This is a genomic window from Variovorax sp. Soil_C_12, from assembly GCF_057657375.1.
This window is the reverse complement of the sequence record NZ_JBDGIO010000004.1, coordinates 219,560-234,394: the sequence shown is the minus strand read 5'-3', so window position 1 is coordinate 234,394 and position 14,835 is coordinate 219,560. Positions and strand designations below refer to the sequence as shown.

At 68.0% G+C, this 14,835-nt stretch carries 17 protein-coding genes; 9 read left to right on the top strand and 8 right to left on the bottom strand.

Annotation, left to right across the window (positions count from 1 at the left end; genetic code table 11):
* Window positions 1-6 precede the first annotated feature (6 nt).
* Both AC3A6X_RS13410 and AC3A6X_RS13405 read right to left on the bottom strand, forming a co-directional pair.
* Complete coding sequence (locus AC3A6X_RS13410) at window positions 7-504, bottom strand: flavodoxin family protein (protein ID WP_487842631.1); 498 nt, start codon at window positions 502-504, stop codon at window positions 7-9.
* Between the two features lie 32 nt (window positions 505-536).
* Window positions 537-1,532 carry an esterase/lipase family protein gene (locus tag AC3A6X_RS13405; protein ID WP_487842630.1) on the bottom strand — a complete coding sequence of 332 codons (996 nt, stop codon included), beginning with the start codon at window positions 1,530-1,532 and terminating at the stop codon, window positions 537-539.
* Window positions 1,533-1,719: 187 nt separating this feature from the next.
* Here AC3A6X_RS13405 and AC3A6X_RS13400 point away from each other — a divergent pair, with 187 nt between their 5' ends.
* Window positions 1,720-2,361, top strand: a complete 642-nt coding sequence (locus AC3A6X_RS13400; protein WP_487842629.1) for a glutathione S-transferase family protein — start codon at window positions 1,720-1,722, stop codon at window positions 2,359-2,361.
* A 76-nt stretch (window positions 2,362-2,437) separates the two neighbouring features.
* Here AC3A6X_RS13400 and AC3A6X_RS13395 read toward each other — a convergent pair whose 3' ends face one another.
* Window positions 2,438-2,830 (bottom strand): nuclear transport factor 2 family protein, encoded by a 393-nt coding sequence (locus tag AC3A6X_RS13395; protein ID WP_487842628.1) that lies wholly within the window; start codon window positions 2,828-2,830, stop codon window positions 2,438-2,440.
* 232 nt (window positions 2,831-3,062) lie between these two features.
* Here AC3A6X_RS13395 and AC3A6X_RS13390 point away from each other — a divergent pair, with 232 nt between their 5' ends.
* Complete coding sequence (locus tag AC3A6X_RS13390) at window positions 3,063-4,523, top strand: cytochrome P450 (protein ID WP_487842627.1); 1,461 nt, start codon at window positions 3,063-3,065, stop codon at window positions 4,521-4,523.
* 31 nt (window positions 4,524-4,554) lie between these two features.
* On the opposite strand, the gene AC3A6X_RS13385 is transcribed toward AC3A6X_RS13390, so the two are convergent.
* Window positions 4,555-5,028 carry an Lrp/AsnC family transcriptional regulator gene (locus AC3A6X_RS13385; protein ID WP_487842626.1) on the bottom strand — a complete coding sequence of 158 codons (474 nt, stop codon included), beginning with the start codon at window positions 5,026-5,028 and terminating at the stop codon, window positions 4,555-4,557.
* Window positions 5,029-5,230: 202 nt separating this feature from the next.
* On the opposite strand from AC3A6X_RS13385, the gene AC3A6X_RS13380 reads away from it, so the two are divergent.
* Genes AC3A6X_RS13380 through AC3A6X_RS13365 form a run of 4 tightly spaced genes read left to right on the top strand, consistent with a single transcriptional unit; the run spans window position 5,231 to window position 9,217 of the window.
* On the top strand, window positions 5,231-6,208 hold the full coding sequence (locus AC3A6X_RS13380) for an ABC transporter substrate-binding protein (RefSeq protein WP_487842625.1): 978 nt from the start codon (window positions 5,231-5,233) through the stop codon (window positions 6,206-6,208).
* 15 nt (window positions 6,209-6,223) lie between these two features.
* Window positions 6,224-7,153, top strand: a complete 930-nt coding sequence (locus AC3A6X_RS13375; protein WP_487842624.1) for an ABC transporter permease — start codon at window positions 6,224-6,226, stop codon at window positions 7,151-7,153.
* Window positions 7,153-7,947: an ABC transporter ATP-binding protein gene (locus AC3A6X_RS13370; RefSeq protein WP_487842623.1), complete on the top strand. Its 795-nt coding sequence runs from the start codon at window positions 7,153-7,155 to the stop codon at window positions 7,945-7,947. The genes AC3A6X_RS13375 and AC3A6X_RS13370 overlap by 1 nt, the downstream gene beginning before the upstream one ends.
* 43 nt (window positions 7,948-7,990) lie before the next feature.
* The gene (locus AC3A6X_RS13365) at window positions 7,991-9,217 is read left to right on the top strand and encodes a Glu/Leu/Phe/Val dehydrogenase dimerization domain-containing protein (RefSeq protein WP_487842622.1); all 1,227 of its coding nucleotides are present in this window, start codon (window positions 7,991-7,993) and stop codon (window positions 9,215-9,217) included.
* Window positions 9,218-9,384: 167 nt separating this feature from the next.
* On the opposite strand, the gene AC3A6X_RS13360 is transcribed toward AC3A6X_RS13365, so the two are convergent.
* Entirely contained in the window at window positions 9,385-9,699 is a 315-nt protein-coding gene (locus AC3A6X_RS13360; protein WP_487842871.1) for an addiction module antidote protein, read from the bottom strand.
* 159 nt (window positions 9,700-9,858) lie between these two features.
* Between AC3A6X_RS13360 and pyrC the strand changes: the two genes are divergently transcribed.
* The 3 genes from pyrC (at window position 9,859) to AC3A6X_RS13345 (ending at window position 12,388) form a co-directional block, all read left to right on the top strand.
* A complete protein-coding gene (pyrC, locus tag AC3A6X_RS13355; protein WP_487842621.1) occupies window positions 9,859-10,899 on the top strand; it encodes a dihydroorotase in 1,041 nt (346 codons plus the stop codon).
* Window positions 10,896-11,627: an NYN domain-containing protein gene (locus AC3A6X_RS13350; RefSeq protein ID WP_487842620.1), complete on the top strand. Its 732-nt coding sequence runs from the start codon at window positions 10,896-10,898 to the stop codon at window positions 11,625-11,627. Before pyrC ends, AC3A6X_RS13350 begins: the two co-directional genes overlap by 4 nt.
* A 65-nt stretch (window positions 11,628-11,692) precedes the next feature.
* Window positions 11,693-12,388 (top strand): DUF3025 domain-containing protein, encoded by a 696-nt coding sequence (locus AC3A6X_RS13345; RefSeq protein ID WP_487842870.1) that lies wholly within the window; start codon window positions 11,693-11,695, stop codon window positions 12,386-12,388.
* Here AC3A6X_RS13345 and AC3A6X_RS13340 read toward each other — a convergent pair.
* The 3 genes from AC3A6X_RS13340 to AC3A6X_RS13330 are packed head-to-tail and all read right to left on the bottom strand — an operon-like array spanning window position 12,360 to window position 14,829.
* Window positions 12,360-13,397, bottom strand: coding sequence for a 2Fe-2S iron-sulfur cluster-binding protein (locus tag AC3A6X_RS13340; protein ID WP_487842619.1), 1,038 nt, complete (start codon window positions 13,395-13,397; stop codon window positions 12,360-12,362). The genes AC3A6X_RS13345 and AC3A6X_RS13340 overlap by 29 nt on opposite strands.
* Complete coding sequence (locus tag AC3A6X_RS13335) at window positions 13,394-14,368, bottom strand: PdxA family dehydrogenase (RefSeq protein ID WP_487842618.1); 975 nt, start codon at window positions 14,366-14,368, stop codon at window positions 13,394-13,396. The genes AC3A6X_RS13340 and AC3A6X_RS13335 overlap by 4 nt, the downstream gene beginning before the upstream one ends.
* Window positions 14,365-14,829 carry an aromatic-ring-hydroxylating dioxygenase subunit beta gene (locus tag AC3A6X_RS13330; RefSeq protein ID WP_487842617.1) on the bottom strand — a complete coding sequence of 155 codons (465 nt, stop codon included), beginning with the start codon at window positions 14,827-14,829 and terminating at the stop codon, window positions 14,365-14,367. The genes AC3A6X_RS13335 and AC3A6X_RS13330 overlap by 4 nt, the downstream gene beginning before the upstream one ends.
* Window positions 14,830-14,835: the final 6 nt, after the last annotated feature.

The window sequence follows — 14,835 nt, the reverse complement described above, 5'->3', positions numbered from 1 at the left end:
TCGTCATCAGAACACGCCCAGCGCCAGCCCCGCCGCGAGCGCAGCGCCGAGCTCGCGGCATTGCGCGAGCTCGTCCGCGCCGATCTGCTTGGGCCGCGCGATCGCCTCGGGTGTTTGCGCGTGGGTGCAGACGATCAATGCGGGCGCGATGGCGTTCAGGCGCCAGCCGGTGGCGATGCGCTCGAGCTGCCGCGCGGCATTCTGGCCGTCGCTGCCGGCGCAGATCAGCGTGGCGTAGGGCCGGCCGTTCACGCGGTCGAGTGCGGCGTAGTAGCAGCGGTCGAAGAAGTCCTTCATCAGCCCGGCCATCGCGGCGAGGTTCTCGGGCGTGGCGAACACGTAGCCGTCCGCACCCAGCACGTCCTCGGGCTGCGCCTCCGGCGCGCGCAGCAGACGCACCTGCACGCCGGGTTCGCCGCGTGCGCCCTCGGCCGCGGCCTGCGCCATCTGCGCGGTGCCGCCGGTCATCGTGTGATAGACCACGAGCAGCGTCTTGGGATTCATGCCGCCCAGCATAGCGGCACGATCCCGGGCGTTCAGTCGTCCTTGTCCTTGCCCCTGGGCCGGTCGGTGAGGAAGTCGAGCGTGGCCTGCCAGGTCTGCGGCGAATTCAGGATGCCCAGGTGGCCGGTGCGCAGGATGGCGTCGTAGGCGCCTTGCCCCGTGAGCACGAGCTCGCGCGCGCCGCGCAGGCTGGCGCTCTTCGAGAAGTCATTGGCCTTGCCGAAGGAGTCGACGGCAGGCACCGGTGCGATCGCGCCGTCCTGGACCGGAAAGTACACGAAGCTGGCGTCGCCGTTGCGGATGACCAGCACGCGCGTGGGCCCGTCGTTCTCGCGGCCGCCGTGGCGGCCGTTCAGCAGGCGCAGGAAGGGCGTGTCGGGCGAGCCCAGCTCCTGGCACACCTCGCTCGCCGGCGTGAAGCCGCCTGCCGCCGGCGCCTGGAAGTAGTTCGCGGGGTCCGGGGAGCAATTGATGATGCCGTGGTTGGGGCCGTCGATGGCCACCAGGCGACGCACCACGTCATGCGCCTCGTCCTGCCGCATCCATTCGCGCGCCAGCGTCACGCCCAGGCTGTGGGCGACGATGTCCACGCGCTTCGCGCCCGTGAAGTCCATCACCGCGCGCACGAAGCGGCGCAGGTCCGGCACGTTGGCCGCGTTGGTGTGGGCGATGCTCGAGCGGCGCGTCTGGTCGGCGGCCAGGTCGCACTGGTCGCCCTGATAGCCAACGCCCCAGAGCTCGCTGGTGGAATAGCCGTTGTCCGCGAGGAATTGCGCCAGCGCCTGGATGCGCCCGAAGGGGCTGCAGGCGGTGGGGAAGGGCGTGTCGTTGTTGCCGTGAACGAGGATGACCGGCGTTCGCGTCACCGCGCCGGCGGCACCGAAGCCGATAAGCGGCCTGGCGAGCGAGGTGTCCTCGATCGAAGGGAAGCCCGGCGGCAGCGTGTTGCCCACGGTGCCTGCGGCCTGCACGGCGGCAGCGGCGGCAAGGGTTGCCAGGGCGGCTGCATGGCGAATCCACGTTTTCATCGGCGGTCTCCTTCCTCTGCGGCGCGGATGATGCCGGTGAAAGGCGGCGCTGGCAAGGCTCGCCGCGGCGAGAATCTCGTGGAGACAGCATGCAAGTTCGTAGCGTTGCCATGCTGCGGGCAGGCAGAGATGGCGCGGCAGAGTTCTTCGCCAAGCTGGCGTTCGCAACAACTTCACCGCCGTCACCATGTACAGACTTCACGGCTTCTGCCAGTCCGGACCCACGTTCAAGGTCGCTTTTCTTCTTCGAGCGCTGAACCAACCCTGGGAAGCGAAGTTCGTCGACTACATGAACGGTGTCACCCGCACGGGCGAGTGGCGCGACGCCACCAACGAAATGGGTGAAGTCCCCGTGCTCGACGATGGAGATCGTCGCCTGACCCAGTCTGGCGTCATCCTCACTTACCTGGCGTCCAAGCACGGCGCGTATGGGGGCCAGACGGAAGACGAACGACTGGAAGTGCTCCGTTGGCTCCTGTTCGACAACCACAAGCTCACGAGCTATTTCGCGAGCTATCGCTTCATGAAGTCCTTCGGTGCGACCGCGCCTGACCCGGCGGTCATGGCCTGGCTTCGCGGAAGGATGGACAGCGCCTTCGCCATCGTCGACAAGCACCTCGCGGGCAGAAGCTACATGGTCGGAACCGGAGCGACCATTGCCGACATTTCCATGTGCGGCTACCTTTTCTATCCTGTGGCGGAGAGCGGGTACGAGATCGCGGGCCGCTTCCCCAATGTCCAGGCGTGGCTTCAGCGCGTTCGAGCCATTCCGGGCTGGGCAGACCCGTACGAGATCCTGCCCGGCGAGCGCATCTTGCCCAGATGGTGACGCATCGATTCGAAGGCCCATTGAAGACCTGGAACGAGGAACGAGGCTTCGGGTTCCTCGAACCGCGAACCGATACCTATCGTCCTGCCGCGACGTGGGCGGCCGTGTCGAGCGTCCCGATCCAGCGGCTGACCTTGCCATCCTTGAACGTGAAGACGTGCACCCACTCGCTCTCGAAGACCTTGCCATTGGGCCGCGGCTGGGTCTGCTCCCAGCCGAGAACGGTGACGTGGTCAGGCCCTTCGAGAAATTCGCGCGGCTCGAACTTCTGGATGTCGTCCGACTCGGCCACCTTGCCGAACCACGCCTGCACCTGTTGCTTGCCGGTGTAACGGCCTGCGTAGGGGATGCCTGCGCTGGCCAGGAAACGCCAGTCGACGTCGTCCGTCAGCAATGCCAGGATGCCCTCGACATCGCCGCGTCCGAAGGCGGCGTAGGCCTGTTGTGCGACTTGGGTCGGTGTGCTCATGACAGTCCTCCATGGGAGTGGGATTTCAAAGTCTATGCCCGCGGTTGAGCGACTTCAATGTGCCCTCGACTCCGCAGGAGCGAACCCCGTATACGCCGGGCCTGTGGCTTCGGATTCAGCCGCCTGAGGCGGCGAGATTCTTCCGGATTGCCCGCAGGGAGGCGGCGGCGTACGATGCACGACGCTTTGGGCTCCACAACATCGCCGTCGCGCCAAGCCGAGGAGAAAAGGGATGAGTTCTGTCTCCGAGCGCCCGACCATCAAGGCGCAGCGGCCCACCTCGATCGACGAGCTGCCGGGCCCGAGACAGTGGCCCGTGGCGGGCAATCTTCTGCAAATGAAGGTCCCTCGCCTGCATCTTCAGCTCGAGGGCTGGGCCAAGACCTACGGCAACATCTACCGCCTCAAGATGGCGAAGCAGGACGTGGTCGTCATCACCAAGGCCGAGGACATCGCGGCCGTCTTGCGAGCCCGTCCCGAGACCTGGAGCCGCCCCGCCAATTTCGCCTCCATCGCGCGGGAATCCGCCGCATACGGCGTGTTCGCCGCCGAGGGTGACGAGTGGCGCCGCCAACGCCGGATGGTCATGACGGGCTTCGACCCCGAGCACTTGCGCAACTACATGCCATCCCTCGTTCGCGTCACCAGGCGCCTGCGCAATCGGTGGATAGCCGCCGCGCACGCGTCCACGGTCATGAACCTGCAGGCCGAGCTGATGCGGTATTCGGTGGACGCAGCATCCGGCATCTCCTTCGGCATCGACATCAACACCATCGAAGACGAAAGAAGCGACCTGCACGAGCACCTGAAACACATGTTCCCGATGCTGTTTCGCCGGATGAACCTGCCGTTTCCGTACTGGCGCTACTTCCGTCTGCCCTCGGACATTGTCTACGACAGGCACATCGCGGCGATCCATCGGGTCATCAAGGACATCGTCGAGCAGGCGCGCGAGCGCCTGCGGCAGGACCCGGCGAGACGGGAGCAGCCCACCGACCTGCTCGAAGCCATGCTCGCCGCGCGGGACGCCGACGGCAGCGCGCTGAGTGAAGCCGACATCACCGGCAATGTCTTCACCATGCTCAGCGCTTCGGAAGACACCACCGCCAACACGCTCGCCTGGACCATCTACCTTCTTCACCAGCACCCGGCGGCATGGCGCCGTCTTGTCGACGAAGCACGCGCCATCCTGAGAGAGGAGCCTGTCGCACAGTCCGTCGAGCAGCTCAGATCGCTGAGGTACGCCGAAGCCTGCGCCAGCGAGGCGATGCGGCTTCGGCCCGTTGCGCCGCTCTTGATCCTCGATGCCATCGAAGACACGGCGATCCAGGACGTTCGCATTCCCAAGGGAACACGGCTGTTCCTCGCGATGCGGCCTGCCGCTGTCGACGAGTCCGTCGTCGAGGCCGCGAGCGAGTTCCGGCCCGAACGATGGCTCGCGGACAACGCCGGCTCGGTCCACTCGCCCAAGCGCGTGTCGATGCCGTTCGGCGCTGGGCCGAGACTCTGCCCGGGGCGGTACCTGGCCATGCTCGAGATCAATCTGGTGCTGAGCATGCTCGCGCGCGATTTCCAGCTGCTCGACGTCTCGACGCCCGACGGCACACCGCCCGAGGAGATCCTGGAGTTCACGATGCACCCTGTCGGCCTGCGCATGCGGCTGACGACGGGCGCCCGAGCAAAGCCCGGCTAGGACTCGGATGCGCCGGCGAGCCCCGGCAGCCTCATTCCGGCAACGGCAGCGAGCTCGTGCATTTGAACTCGTCCAGGCACACGCTGGACCGCACGCCGTCGACGCCCGGCAAGCGCATCAGCTTGTCGATCAGGAAGCGCGACAGCGCCTTCAGGTCGCGGGCGATGACCTTCATCACGAAGTCGTAGTCGCCGGTGATGGAGTAGCACTCCAGCACCTCCGGCATGTCGATCACGACGTCGGTGAACTTCGACAGGTCGCGAATGTGCCCCTTCTCCATCGCGACGAGGATGAAGGCCACCACGTGCAAGTCGAGCCGCGCGGGGTCCAGGCGCGTCTCGTAGCGGGCGATGAAGCCGGCTTCCTCCAGGCGCCGGTGGCGGCGATGGCATTGCGCCGGCGACAGGCCGACGGCCCCGGCCAGTTCCAGGTTGGAGGCGCGCCCATGCTCCTGCAGGAACGCCAGGATCTTGCGGTCGGTGCGGTCGAGTTCGATGTCGTGCAAATTCGTCTCCTGTCTGGGTCGAATGGAGAAATTATGTTGCTTGCCTGAGGGTTCCTCCCCATGCGGGATGAAAGCAGATTTTTTGTGCGGAAGTTCACACTTCTCCACCTGGAAAGCGGCTCGGCGATGGGGGATCAAACAGGTCCCCAGCCGGAGTGGCTTTCTCAATTGAACCACGCCGACTATTTCTCACAAGGACTTCATGGTGCAACATTCTTTCCTGCGTTCTTCCCTGGCCCTCATTGCTGCCGCAGCCGCGACGGCCATCGCCACGCCCGCCCTCGCCGCCGAGAAGTCGGTGGCGGTCACGGCGATCGTCGAACACAAGGCGCTCGATGCCGTGCGTGACGGCGTCAAGGACGAGCTGAAGTCCGCCGGCTTCGAAGCCGGCAAGAACCTGAAATTCCAGTACCAGTCCGCACAGGGCAACAACGGCACCGCGGCGCAGATCGCCCGCAAGTACGTGGGCGAGCGGCCGGACGTGATCGTCGCCATCGCCACGCCCTCGGCGCAGGCCGTGGTCGCCGCGAGCAAGGACATTCCGGTCGTCTACAGCGCCGTGACCGACCCGGTCGCGGCCAAGCTGGTCAAGACCTGGGAGGCCTCGGGCACCAACGTCACCGGCGTGTCCGATCTCTCGCCGCTGGACAAGCATCTCGAGCTCATCAAGCGGGTCCTTCCCAACGCGAAGCGCGTCGGCGTGATCTACAGCCCGGGCGAGGCGAATTCGGTGGCGATCGTCGATGCGCTGAAGAAGGCCGTGCCGGCCGCCGGCATGACGCTGGTGGAGGGCGCCGCCGCGCGCACCGTCGACGTGGCCAGCGCCGCGCAGAGCCTGGTCGGCAAGGTCGACGTGATCTATGCGCCCACCGACAACAACGTGATGTCGGCCTTCGAGGGCATCGTCAAGGTGGCCCAGCAGGCCAAGATCCCGGTGGTCGCGGCGGACACCGATGCGGTCAAGCGCGGCGCCGTGGCGGCGCTGGGCCTGAACTACTACGACATCGGCCAGCAGACCGGCAAGATCGTCGTGCGCATCCTCCAGGGCCAGGCGCCCGGCACGATCGCCTCGCAGACCAGCAAGACCTTCGAGCTGCACGTCAATCCGGGTGCCGCCCTGAAGCAGGGCGTGACGCTGTCGGACGAGCTGCTCAAGTCGGCCCAGGTGGTGGTCAAGTAAGCGGGCGCATCGGACATGTCGCTCATTGCTTCCCTGGGTGCCATCGAGATCGGCCTGATATTCGGGCTGGTCGCGCTGGGCGTGTACCTCTCGTTCCGCATCATCAATTTTCCCGACCTGACGGTGGACGGCAGCTTCCCGCTCGGCGGCGCCGTGGCGGCGGCGATGATCGTCGCGGGCTGGAATCCGTTTGCCGCGACGGCGGCGGCGATTCTTGCCGGCGCCATGTCGGGCTACCTCACCGCCTGGCTCAACGTGCGGCTGCGCATCATGCAGCTGCTCGCGAGCATCCTGGTGATGATCGCGCTGTACTCGGTCAACCTGCGCATCATGGGCAAGCCCAACGTGGCGCTGATCAACGACCCCACGGTGTTCAGCCTGCTCCAGTTCGGCGGCCTGCCCGACTACTGGCTCAAGCCCCTGGTGCTGCTGGCGATCGTGGCCGCCGCCAAGGTGCTGATCGATTTGTTCTTCGCCTCGGAGACGGGCCTTGCGATGCGCGCCACCGGCGGCAACCCGCGCATGGCGCGGGCGCAGGGCATCTCGACCGACCGGCTGACCGTGTGGGGCCTGGCACTGTCCAACGGCCTGGTCGCGCTGGCGGGCGCGCTGTTCGTGCAGTCGCAGGGCGGTGCGGACATCTCCATGGGCATCGGCACCATCGTCGTCGGCCTGGCCGCGGTGATCATCGGCGAGACCATCCTGCCGGCCCGCAGCCTGGTCGTCACGACGCTGGCCTGCGTGCTCGGCGCGGTGCTCTACCGCTTCTTCATCGCGTTGGCGCTCAACAGCGACTTCATCGGCCTGCAGGCCCAGGACCTGAACCTGGTGACTGCCGTGCTGGTCGCCTTCGCGCTGCTCGTGCCCGCCTACAAGCGCAAGCTGGCCGCCCTGTGGCCCGGCGTGCGCACCAACCCGTCAGTCGCCGTCAAGGAGGCCAAGTAATGCTGCGCGCCAAAGGCCTGGAAATCACCTTCAACCCCGGCACGCCGATCGAGAACCGCGTGCTGCGCGGGCTGGACCTGAGCATCCCCACGGGGCAGTTCGTCACCGTCATCGGCTCCAACGGGGCCGGCAAGTCGACCTTCCTCAACGCCATCAGCGGCGACCTGATGGTCGACCGCGGCAGCATCCACATCGACGAGAGCGAGGTCACCCGTCGCTCGGCCTGGCAGCGCTCCGACCTGGTCGCACGCGTCTTCCAGGACCCGATGGCCGGTACCTGCGAAGCGCTGACGATCGAGGAGAACATGGCGCTGGCGTGGAAGCGCGGCGCGCGCCGCGGCTTCGGTTTTTCGCTGACGCGCAAGCTGCGCGAGCTTTTCCGCGAGAAGCTCAGCATCCTCGAGCTCGGGCTCGAGAACCGTCTGGCCGACCGCATGGGGCTGCTCTCGGGCGGACAGCGCCAGGCCGTGAGCCTGCTGATGGCCTCGCTGCAGCCCTCGCGCATCCTGCTGCTCGACGAACACACCGCGGCGCTCGATCCGAAGACCGCTGCCTTCGTGCTCGAGCTCACCGCGAAGATCGTCGAGGCCGGCAAGCTCACGGCCATGATGGTCACGCACAGCATGCGCCAGGCGCTCGACTACGGCACGCGCACGGTGATGCTGCACGAAGGCCGCGTGATCCTCGACGTCAAGGGCTCCGAGCGCGCCCGCATGGACGTGCCCGACCTGCTGCACATGTTCGAGAAGACCCGCGGCGAGAAGGTCGACGACGACAAGCTGTTGCTCGCCTGAACGCACCGAATCCAAAGAATCCACCGAATCCTGAAAGACCGAGATGAAAGAACTGCTGACCCGTTTCGAGAACAAGGCGCCCGAGATCGTCTTCGAATGGCATGACGCCGAGACGCCCGCCAAGGGCTGGGTCGTCATCAATTCCCTGCGCGGCGGCGCCGCCGGCGGCGGCACGCGCATGCGCCCGGGCCTGGACCGGCGCGAGGTCGAGTCGCTGGCCAAGACGATGGAGGTCAAATTCAGCGTGTCCGGCCCCGCCATCGGCGGCGCCAAGTCGGGCATCGACTTCGACCCGGCCGATCCGCGCAAGAACGACGTGCTCAAGCGCTGGTACAAGGCCGTGACGCCGCTGCTCAAGACCTACTACGGCACCGGCGGCGACCTGAACGTCGACGAGGTGCACGAGGTGATCCCGATCACCGAGAGCTATGGCCTGTGGCATCCGCAGGAGGGCGTGGTCAACGGCCACTTCATGCCGAGCGACAGCGAGCGCATTCAAAAGGTCGGCCAGCTGCGCATGGGCGTGGCCAAGGTGGTGGAGGACCCGCGCTACACGCCCGAGCCGGCACGCAAGGTCCTGGTGGCCGACCTGATCACCGGCTGGGGCGTGGCCGAATCGGTCCTGCACTACTACCGGCTCTACGGTGGCCACGTGGCCGGCAAGCGCGTCATCGTGCAGGGCTGGGGCAACGTCGGCTCGACGGCGGCCTACTACCTCGCGCAGGCAGGCGCGCGCGTGGTCGGCATCATCGACCGCGAGGGCGGGGTGCTCGATCCCGAGGGCTTCGGCTTCGAGCAGATTCGCACGCTGTTCCTCGAGAAGAAGGGCAACCAGCTCGCCGCCAAGGGCATGCTTCCGTTCGAGGAGATCAATCGCCGGGTGTGGAGCGTAGGCGCCGACATCTTCCTGCCCTGCGCCGGCTCGCGCCTGGTGACGCAGCAGCAGGTCGAGCAGTTGATCGAGGGCGGACTCGAAGTCGTGTCCAGCGGTGCCAACGTGCCCTTTGCCGATCGCGAGATCTTCTACGGCCCGATCTACGAGCACGCCGATTCGCGTGTCGCGGTAATTCCCGACTTCATTGCCAATTGCGGCATGGCGCGCGCCTTCGCGTTCCTGATGCAGGGCGATGTCGAGATCTCGGACGAAGCGATCTTCGGCGATGTCTCGGCCACCGTGGCGGCGGCGCTGGAGCGCTGCCATGCGCGCTCCAGCGCACGCACCGGCATCGCCCGCACCGCGTTCGAGAACGCGTTGACGCAGATCGCCTGAAGGCCCGCGGAGGGATGGCCAAAGGCCATTCATCCCGCAGCGACTGCCATGGAAAAAAATTCTGGGAATGCGATCCAACTGAACGTGGAGTCATGAGGCATGCAGCCATACCGCTACAACTGCTGGTGGATGTGCCGAGGAGCAAGATGCCAAGGCCTACCGCGAGCTCACGCCGCTTCTGCGTGCAGCCGTATTCCCAGTGCGCAGGCGACCTTGAGGAAGGTGGCAAAGCTTGGGTTGCCGTTTTCGCCCAAGGCCTTGTAGAGGCTTTCGCGGCTGAGGCCGGTGTCGCGCGCCACCTGGGACATGCCCTTGGCACGGGCGATGTCGCCCAATGCGCGCGATCCGCCAGCATCGTCCGGCGCCTCGGACAGCCAGGCGTCGAGATACGCAGCCAACGCTTCGGGCGTGCGCAGCTGGTCGGCCACGTCATAGGGCATGGTCCTGATGCCGGCACTGGACTTGACAGGCGTATTGCCCATGCAGATTTGCTCCTGGAGATTCCCGGCAAGCGCGATGGCTGCCGTGAAGCTGGGTTTTGAAGGCGGGCATCGTAGGTCGGGCCGCCGAACTTTCTGAGCACGCAGCAACAATTGCTCAGACTCGTTTTCTTCTCGGAGCCCAATGGGACAATGCACGCCATGACCAGCCCCGCCCAGACCCTCACCCTCACCCGCCCCGACGACTGGCACCTCCATGTGCGCGACGACGCGGCCCTGCAAGCGGTGGTGCCGCATTCGGCCCGCCAGTTCGGCCGCGCGCTGATCATGCCCAACCTGCGGCCGCCGGTGACCACCGCCGAGCAGGCCAAGGCCTACCGCGACCGCATCCGCGCCGCCGTGCCGGAGGGCCTGGACTTCGAACCGGTGATGTCGCTGTACCTCACCGACAAGTTGCCGCCGGAGGAGATCGCACGAGCGGCCGCGGCGGGCGTCTGCGCCCTCAAGCTCTACCCCGCGGGCGCCACCACCAACAGTGATGCCGGCGTCACCGACATCCGCAAGACCTACCCGACGCTCGAAGCCATGCAGCAGCATGGCCTGCTGCTGCTGGTGCACGGCGAGGTGACCGACCCCGCGGTCGACCTGTTCGACCGCGAGGCCGTCTTCATCGAGCGCGTGATGATCCCGCTGCGCCGCGACTTCCCCGAGCTCAAGATCGTGTTCGAGCACCTGACGACGAAGGAGGGCGCCCACTACGTGCGCGATGCGGACCGCTTCACCGCCGCCACCATCACCGCGCACCACCTGCTCTACAACCGCAACGCGATCTTCACCGGCGGCATCCGGCCGCACTATTACTGCCTGCCGGTGCTCAAGCGCGAGACCCATCGCGTGGCCCTGGTCGAGGCGGCCACCAGCGGCAGCCCGCGCTTTTTCCTCGGCACCGACAGCGCGCCGCATCCCGCGCACCTCAAGGAACATGCGCTAGGCTGCGCCGGCTGCTACACCGCGCTCACGGCGCTGGAGCTTTATGCCGAGGCCTTCGACAACGCCGGCGCGCTGGACAAGCTCGAAGGCTTCGCCAGCTTCCACGGCCCCGACTTCTATGGCCTGCCGCGCAACAGCGACACCGTGACCCTGCAGCGCGAGAGCTGGACCGTGCCGGAGACCGTGCCTTACGGCGAGGCGACGCTCAAGCCGCTGCGCGGCGGCGAGACCGTCGCGTGGAGGCTGCTGTGAGCACCGCCGTGCGCCGTGTGATGCTGCTGATCGACGCCGACAACGTCTCGGCCGATGTCATCGAGCAGGCGGTGCAGCGCACGCTCGCCGACCAGGGCGCCATCCACGTGCGCCGCGCCTATTGCAACGCCGAGACCGCCCTCAAGCAGCAGGCGCTCTTCAAGCGGCTCTCGGTGCGGCCGATGGTCAACCTGGCCTCCGGCAAGAACTCCACCGACATCGCGCTGGCGGTCGATGCGATGGACCTGGTGGTGGCCGAGCGGCCCGAGCTGGTGGTGCTGGTGTCCTCCGATTCCGACTTTGCGCCGCTGGTGATCCGCCTGCGCGAGAAGGGCTGCCGCGTCTGCGGCATCGGCCAGCAGGGCAAGACGGGCGATGAGACCGTGGGGGTCTACGACAGCTTCATCGATCTGCAGCACCAGTCCGCGGCCCGGCCCGCTGCCGCCAAGCGTCCCGCGCGCGCACCGCGGCGCAGCAAGGCGCAAGCGCCTGCGCCGGCCCCCGTGGTGCTGCCCGAGGACGTGCTGCGCATCCTCGATGCGGTGCCCGAGCTCGCCGGCGGCGCGAAGCTCGAGCTCAACCACGCGGCCGAGCGTCTGCGCGGCGCCAAGCTGCTGGGCAAGAGCGCGAGCTCGCCCAAGCTGTTCAAGAAGTTTCCCGAGCTGTTCCTGCTGACGCCGGAGAAGACGCCGAACAAGGTGCAGTACGTCGGCCCCGCCGCGTCGTGAATCCGCCTCCGGGCTTCGACCCGGCACGGCCCTGGCTGGCGCCCTATGCGCCGCGGGCCGCGGCGATGGCGGCGTCGCTGGCACAAGGCGCCGGCGTGGCGGCCGTGCTGTCGGGCCAGGGCGCAGGCATCGACCTGCCGGCCGGGCCCCTGCGCTTCGTGCAGGCCGATGCCGCGCCACCCGGCGAAGCCTACGAGGCCTTCATCTTGCGCACGGCGCAGGTGCCCACGCGCGACAACCTGCATGACTTCTTCAACGGCCTGGCGTGGCTGCATTTCCCGCGCGCCAAGCGGCGCCTCAACGAATTGCAGGCGGCCGAGATCGCGCGCGCCGGCATCGGTGCCACGCGCGGGCCCCTGCGCGATGCGTTGACGCTTTTCGACGAGAACGGAGCGGTGCTCGATGCGCCGGCTGCGTTGTGGGCGGCGCTGCTGGCGCGCGACTGGCAGGGCCTCTTCATGCGCGAACGCGCGCTGTGGCGCGAGGCCCGCCTGCTGGTCTTCGGCCATGCGCTGCTCGAAAAGCTCGTTTCGCCGCGCAAGGCGCTCACGGCGCACGTGCTGTGGGCACCGGGCGCGGTCCGCTCGATCGCGATCGACGATGCGGCGATCGCGGCCGCCCTGGAACCCGATCACCTGGCCGGCAAGCCCTTCGCGCCGCTGCCGGTGCTGGGCGTGCCGGGCTGGTGGCCCGCCAACGAGGCGCCGGAGTTCTATGACGACGCGGCGGTCTTCAGGCGGCCACGGCCTCCGCGGCACTGAGCGCCGGTCCGTCGACGAACACATCGGCGTGGAAGTCGGCGGCGGCCAGCCCCAGCTTCTGCAGCCCCAGCTCGCGCACCGCGTGCACCATGCCGGGCGAGCCGCAGCAGTAGAGCTCGCGGCCCGCGAGTTCGGGGCAGTGGACCTGCAAGGCCTGGTCCACGCGGCCCGTGAAGGCGTCCTCGCCCGCATCGCCGGCTTCATCGCTCAAGGCCGCGACAAAGCGGAAGGCCCCGGGCCATTGCCGCTGCCACTTCGCCACTGCCGACCGCAGGTAGATGCCTTCCGCGCGGCGCGCGCCCCAGATCAGCGTGATCGGCCGCTCGATGCGGCGCTTCGCCATGTCGTCGAGGATGGACTTGATGGGTGCGAAGCCGGTGCCGCCGGCCACGAAGACGATGGGCCGCGTCGACGCGGCGTCCAGCGTCACGGCGCCGAAGGGCAGCTCGACATCGAGCAGGTCTCCCTGCTGCAGCGCCGGCACGCGGGCACTGAAGGCACCGCCTGGCACATGGCGGATGTGCAGGGTCAGCGCATCGCTCTCGTGCGGCGCATTGGCCATCGAATAGCAGCGCGTGCTGCCGTCGCCCACCGCGAGCTGCAGGTACTGCCCCGCGTGGAACTTCGCGCGCTGGCCTGCCGGCAGCCGCAACTGAAGCACGGACACATCGGGCGCGGCCAGCTGATTGCGAAAGACCTTGGCCGTGAAGCGCTTGCGCGCGCCGGGGTCGATGCGATGCCAGGACACCGGCTGGATCTGCAGATCGCTCGCCGGCGTGCACATGCAGTAAAGCACCTGCTCCGGCGTGCAGCTCTCGTTGCGGATCGAGGCGCCCTCGAGGCCGGCGAGCTCGCCCTGCGCAATGCCGCCGGCGCAGTTGCCGCACACGCCCTTGCGGCAGGAGTAGGGCAGCTCGATACCGGCGCGCAGGGCGGCGTCGAGCACGCTCTGGTTCTCCGCGCAGTCGAAGGCGATGTCGCTGCCGGCGATGGCGACGCGATGGCTCATGGTGTGGTGTCCTTCGGGGCCATGCCCGACAACAGTTGGAGAGTCCGCAGCACCGCGCTCGGATCGGCGATGCCGCGCCCCGCGATGTCCATCGCGCTGCCATGGCCCACGCTGGACAGCAGCACCTCGGCGCCGATGGACAGCGCGCTGGCCGCGTTCGGCGCCAGCAGCTTGATGGGGATGTGCCCCTGGTCGTGCAGCATCGCGACGTAGAGATCGTGCCGGCGCTGCGCCAGCAGCACGTCGGCGCCCTGCGGGCCGTCGACACGAAGGCCCTCGGCGCGCAGCGCGCGCACGGCCGGCGCCACGCAGGCCTCGTCCTCGGGCCCGAACAGCCCGCCCTCGGAAGCGTGCGGATTGATGCCGAACACACCGATCGACGGCTCCGGCACCCCCAGCAACGCACAGGCCCGCACACCGGCGCGCACCGCGGCGGCGATCAGTTCGGGCTGCAGCCGGCCCAGGGCCTGGCGCACGCTCTCGTGCAGCGTCGCATGCACGATGCGCAGGCCGCCGCCGACCAGCATCAGGAACACGCTGTCTTCCGGCTGGCCGCAGACACGGGCCACCAGCGAGGGGTAGCCGCTGAAGGCGATGCCGGCATGGTGGATCGCGGTCTCGTGGTGAGGGCAGGCCACCACGGCATCGAACTCGCCGCGCCGGCAGGCCTCGATCGCCGCGCTGGCCGAGGCCACGGCCGAAGCACCGGCCGCGGCCTCGATGCGACCCGGCTGCGCCGCGTGGGACGGCAGCGCGCCGGCATCGACCAGGCCCAGCGCCGGCAGCATCGCTTCGAGGCCCAGCTGCGCCGCCGTGCGCTCGAGCACGCTGCGCGGCCCGAAGAGCGTGATGCGTTCCCGCGCATCGGCGGGCAGCGCGGCCAGCGCCTTCAGCGCAATCTCGGGCCCGATGCCGTTGGGATCCCCCGCGGCGAGCGCGAGGCGGCGCGCTCGTGTCGTCGTAATGCTCACAGCGGCAGGGCCAGCAGCGTGTCCGTCACCGTGCTGTCGCACACGGCCACGCGCGACTGCAGCTTCAGTTGCCCGTCCTGCTGGACGAAGCGGTCCTGGTACACGCCGGTGGCGAAGATTTCCGTCTGGCCGGTGGCCATGATGCGCGCCACGATGAAGGGCGTGCGCGCCTCGGCGCCGTCGGCGCTGGCCTGCTCCAGCAAGGGAATGCCCAGCAGGTGCCGGTAGCGCTGCCGCTCGTAGATGTTCGCTTCGCGCAGCGCCGCGATGCGGTCTTCCAGCATCGCGCGCGAGTCCGCATAGACGATGCCGGCGGCCAGGCCCTCGCGCTCGTTCTCCACATGCGTGATGCGGTAGTGGCAGTCCTCGGTGAAATAGTCCGGCCACTGCTCCAGCGCATCGCTGTCGATGGTGTGGGCATAGGCCGCGTTGAAGGCGCACAGCGCCAGCAGGTCGATCATCGTGTG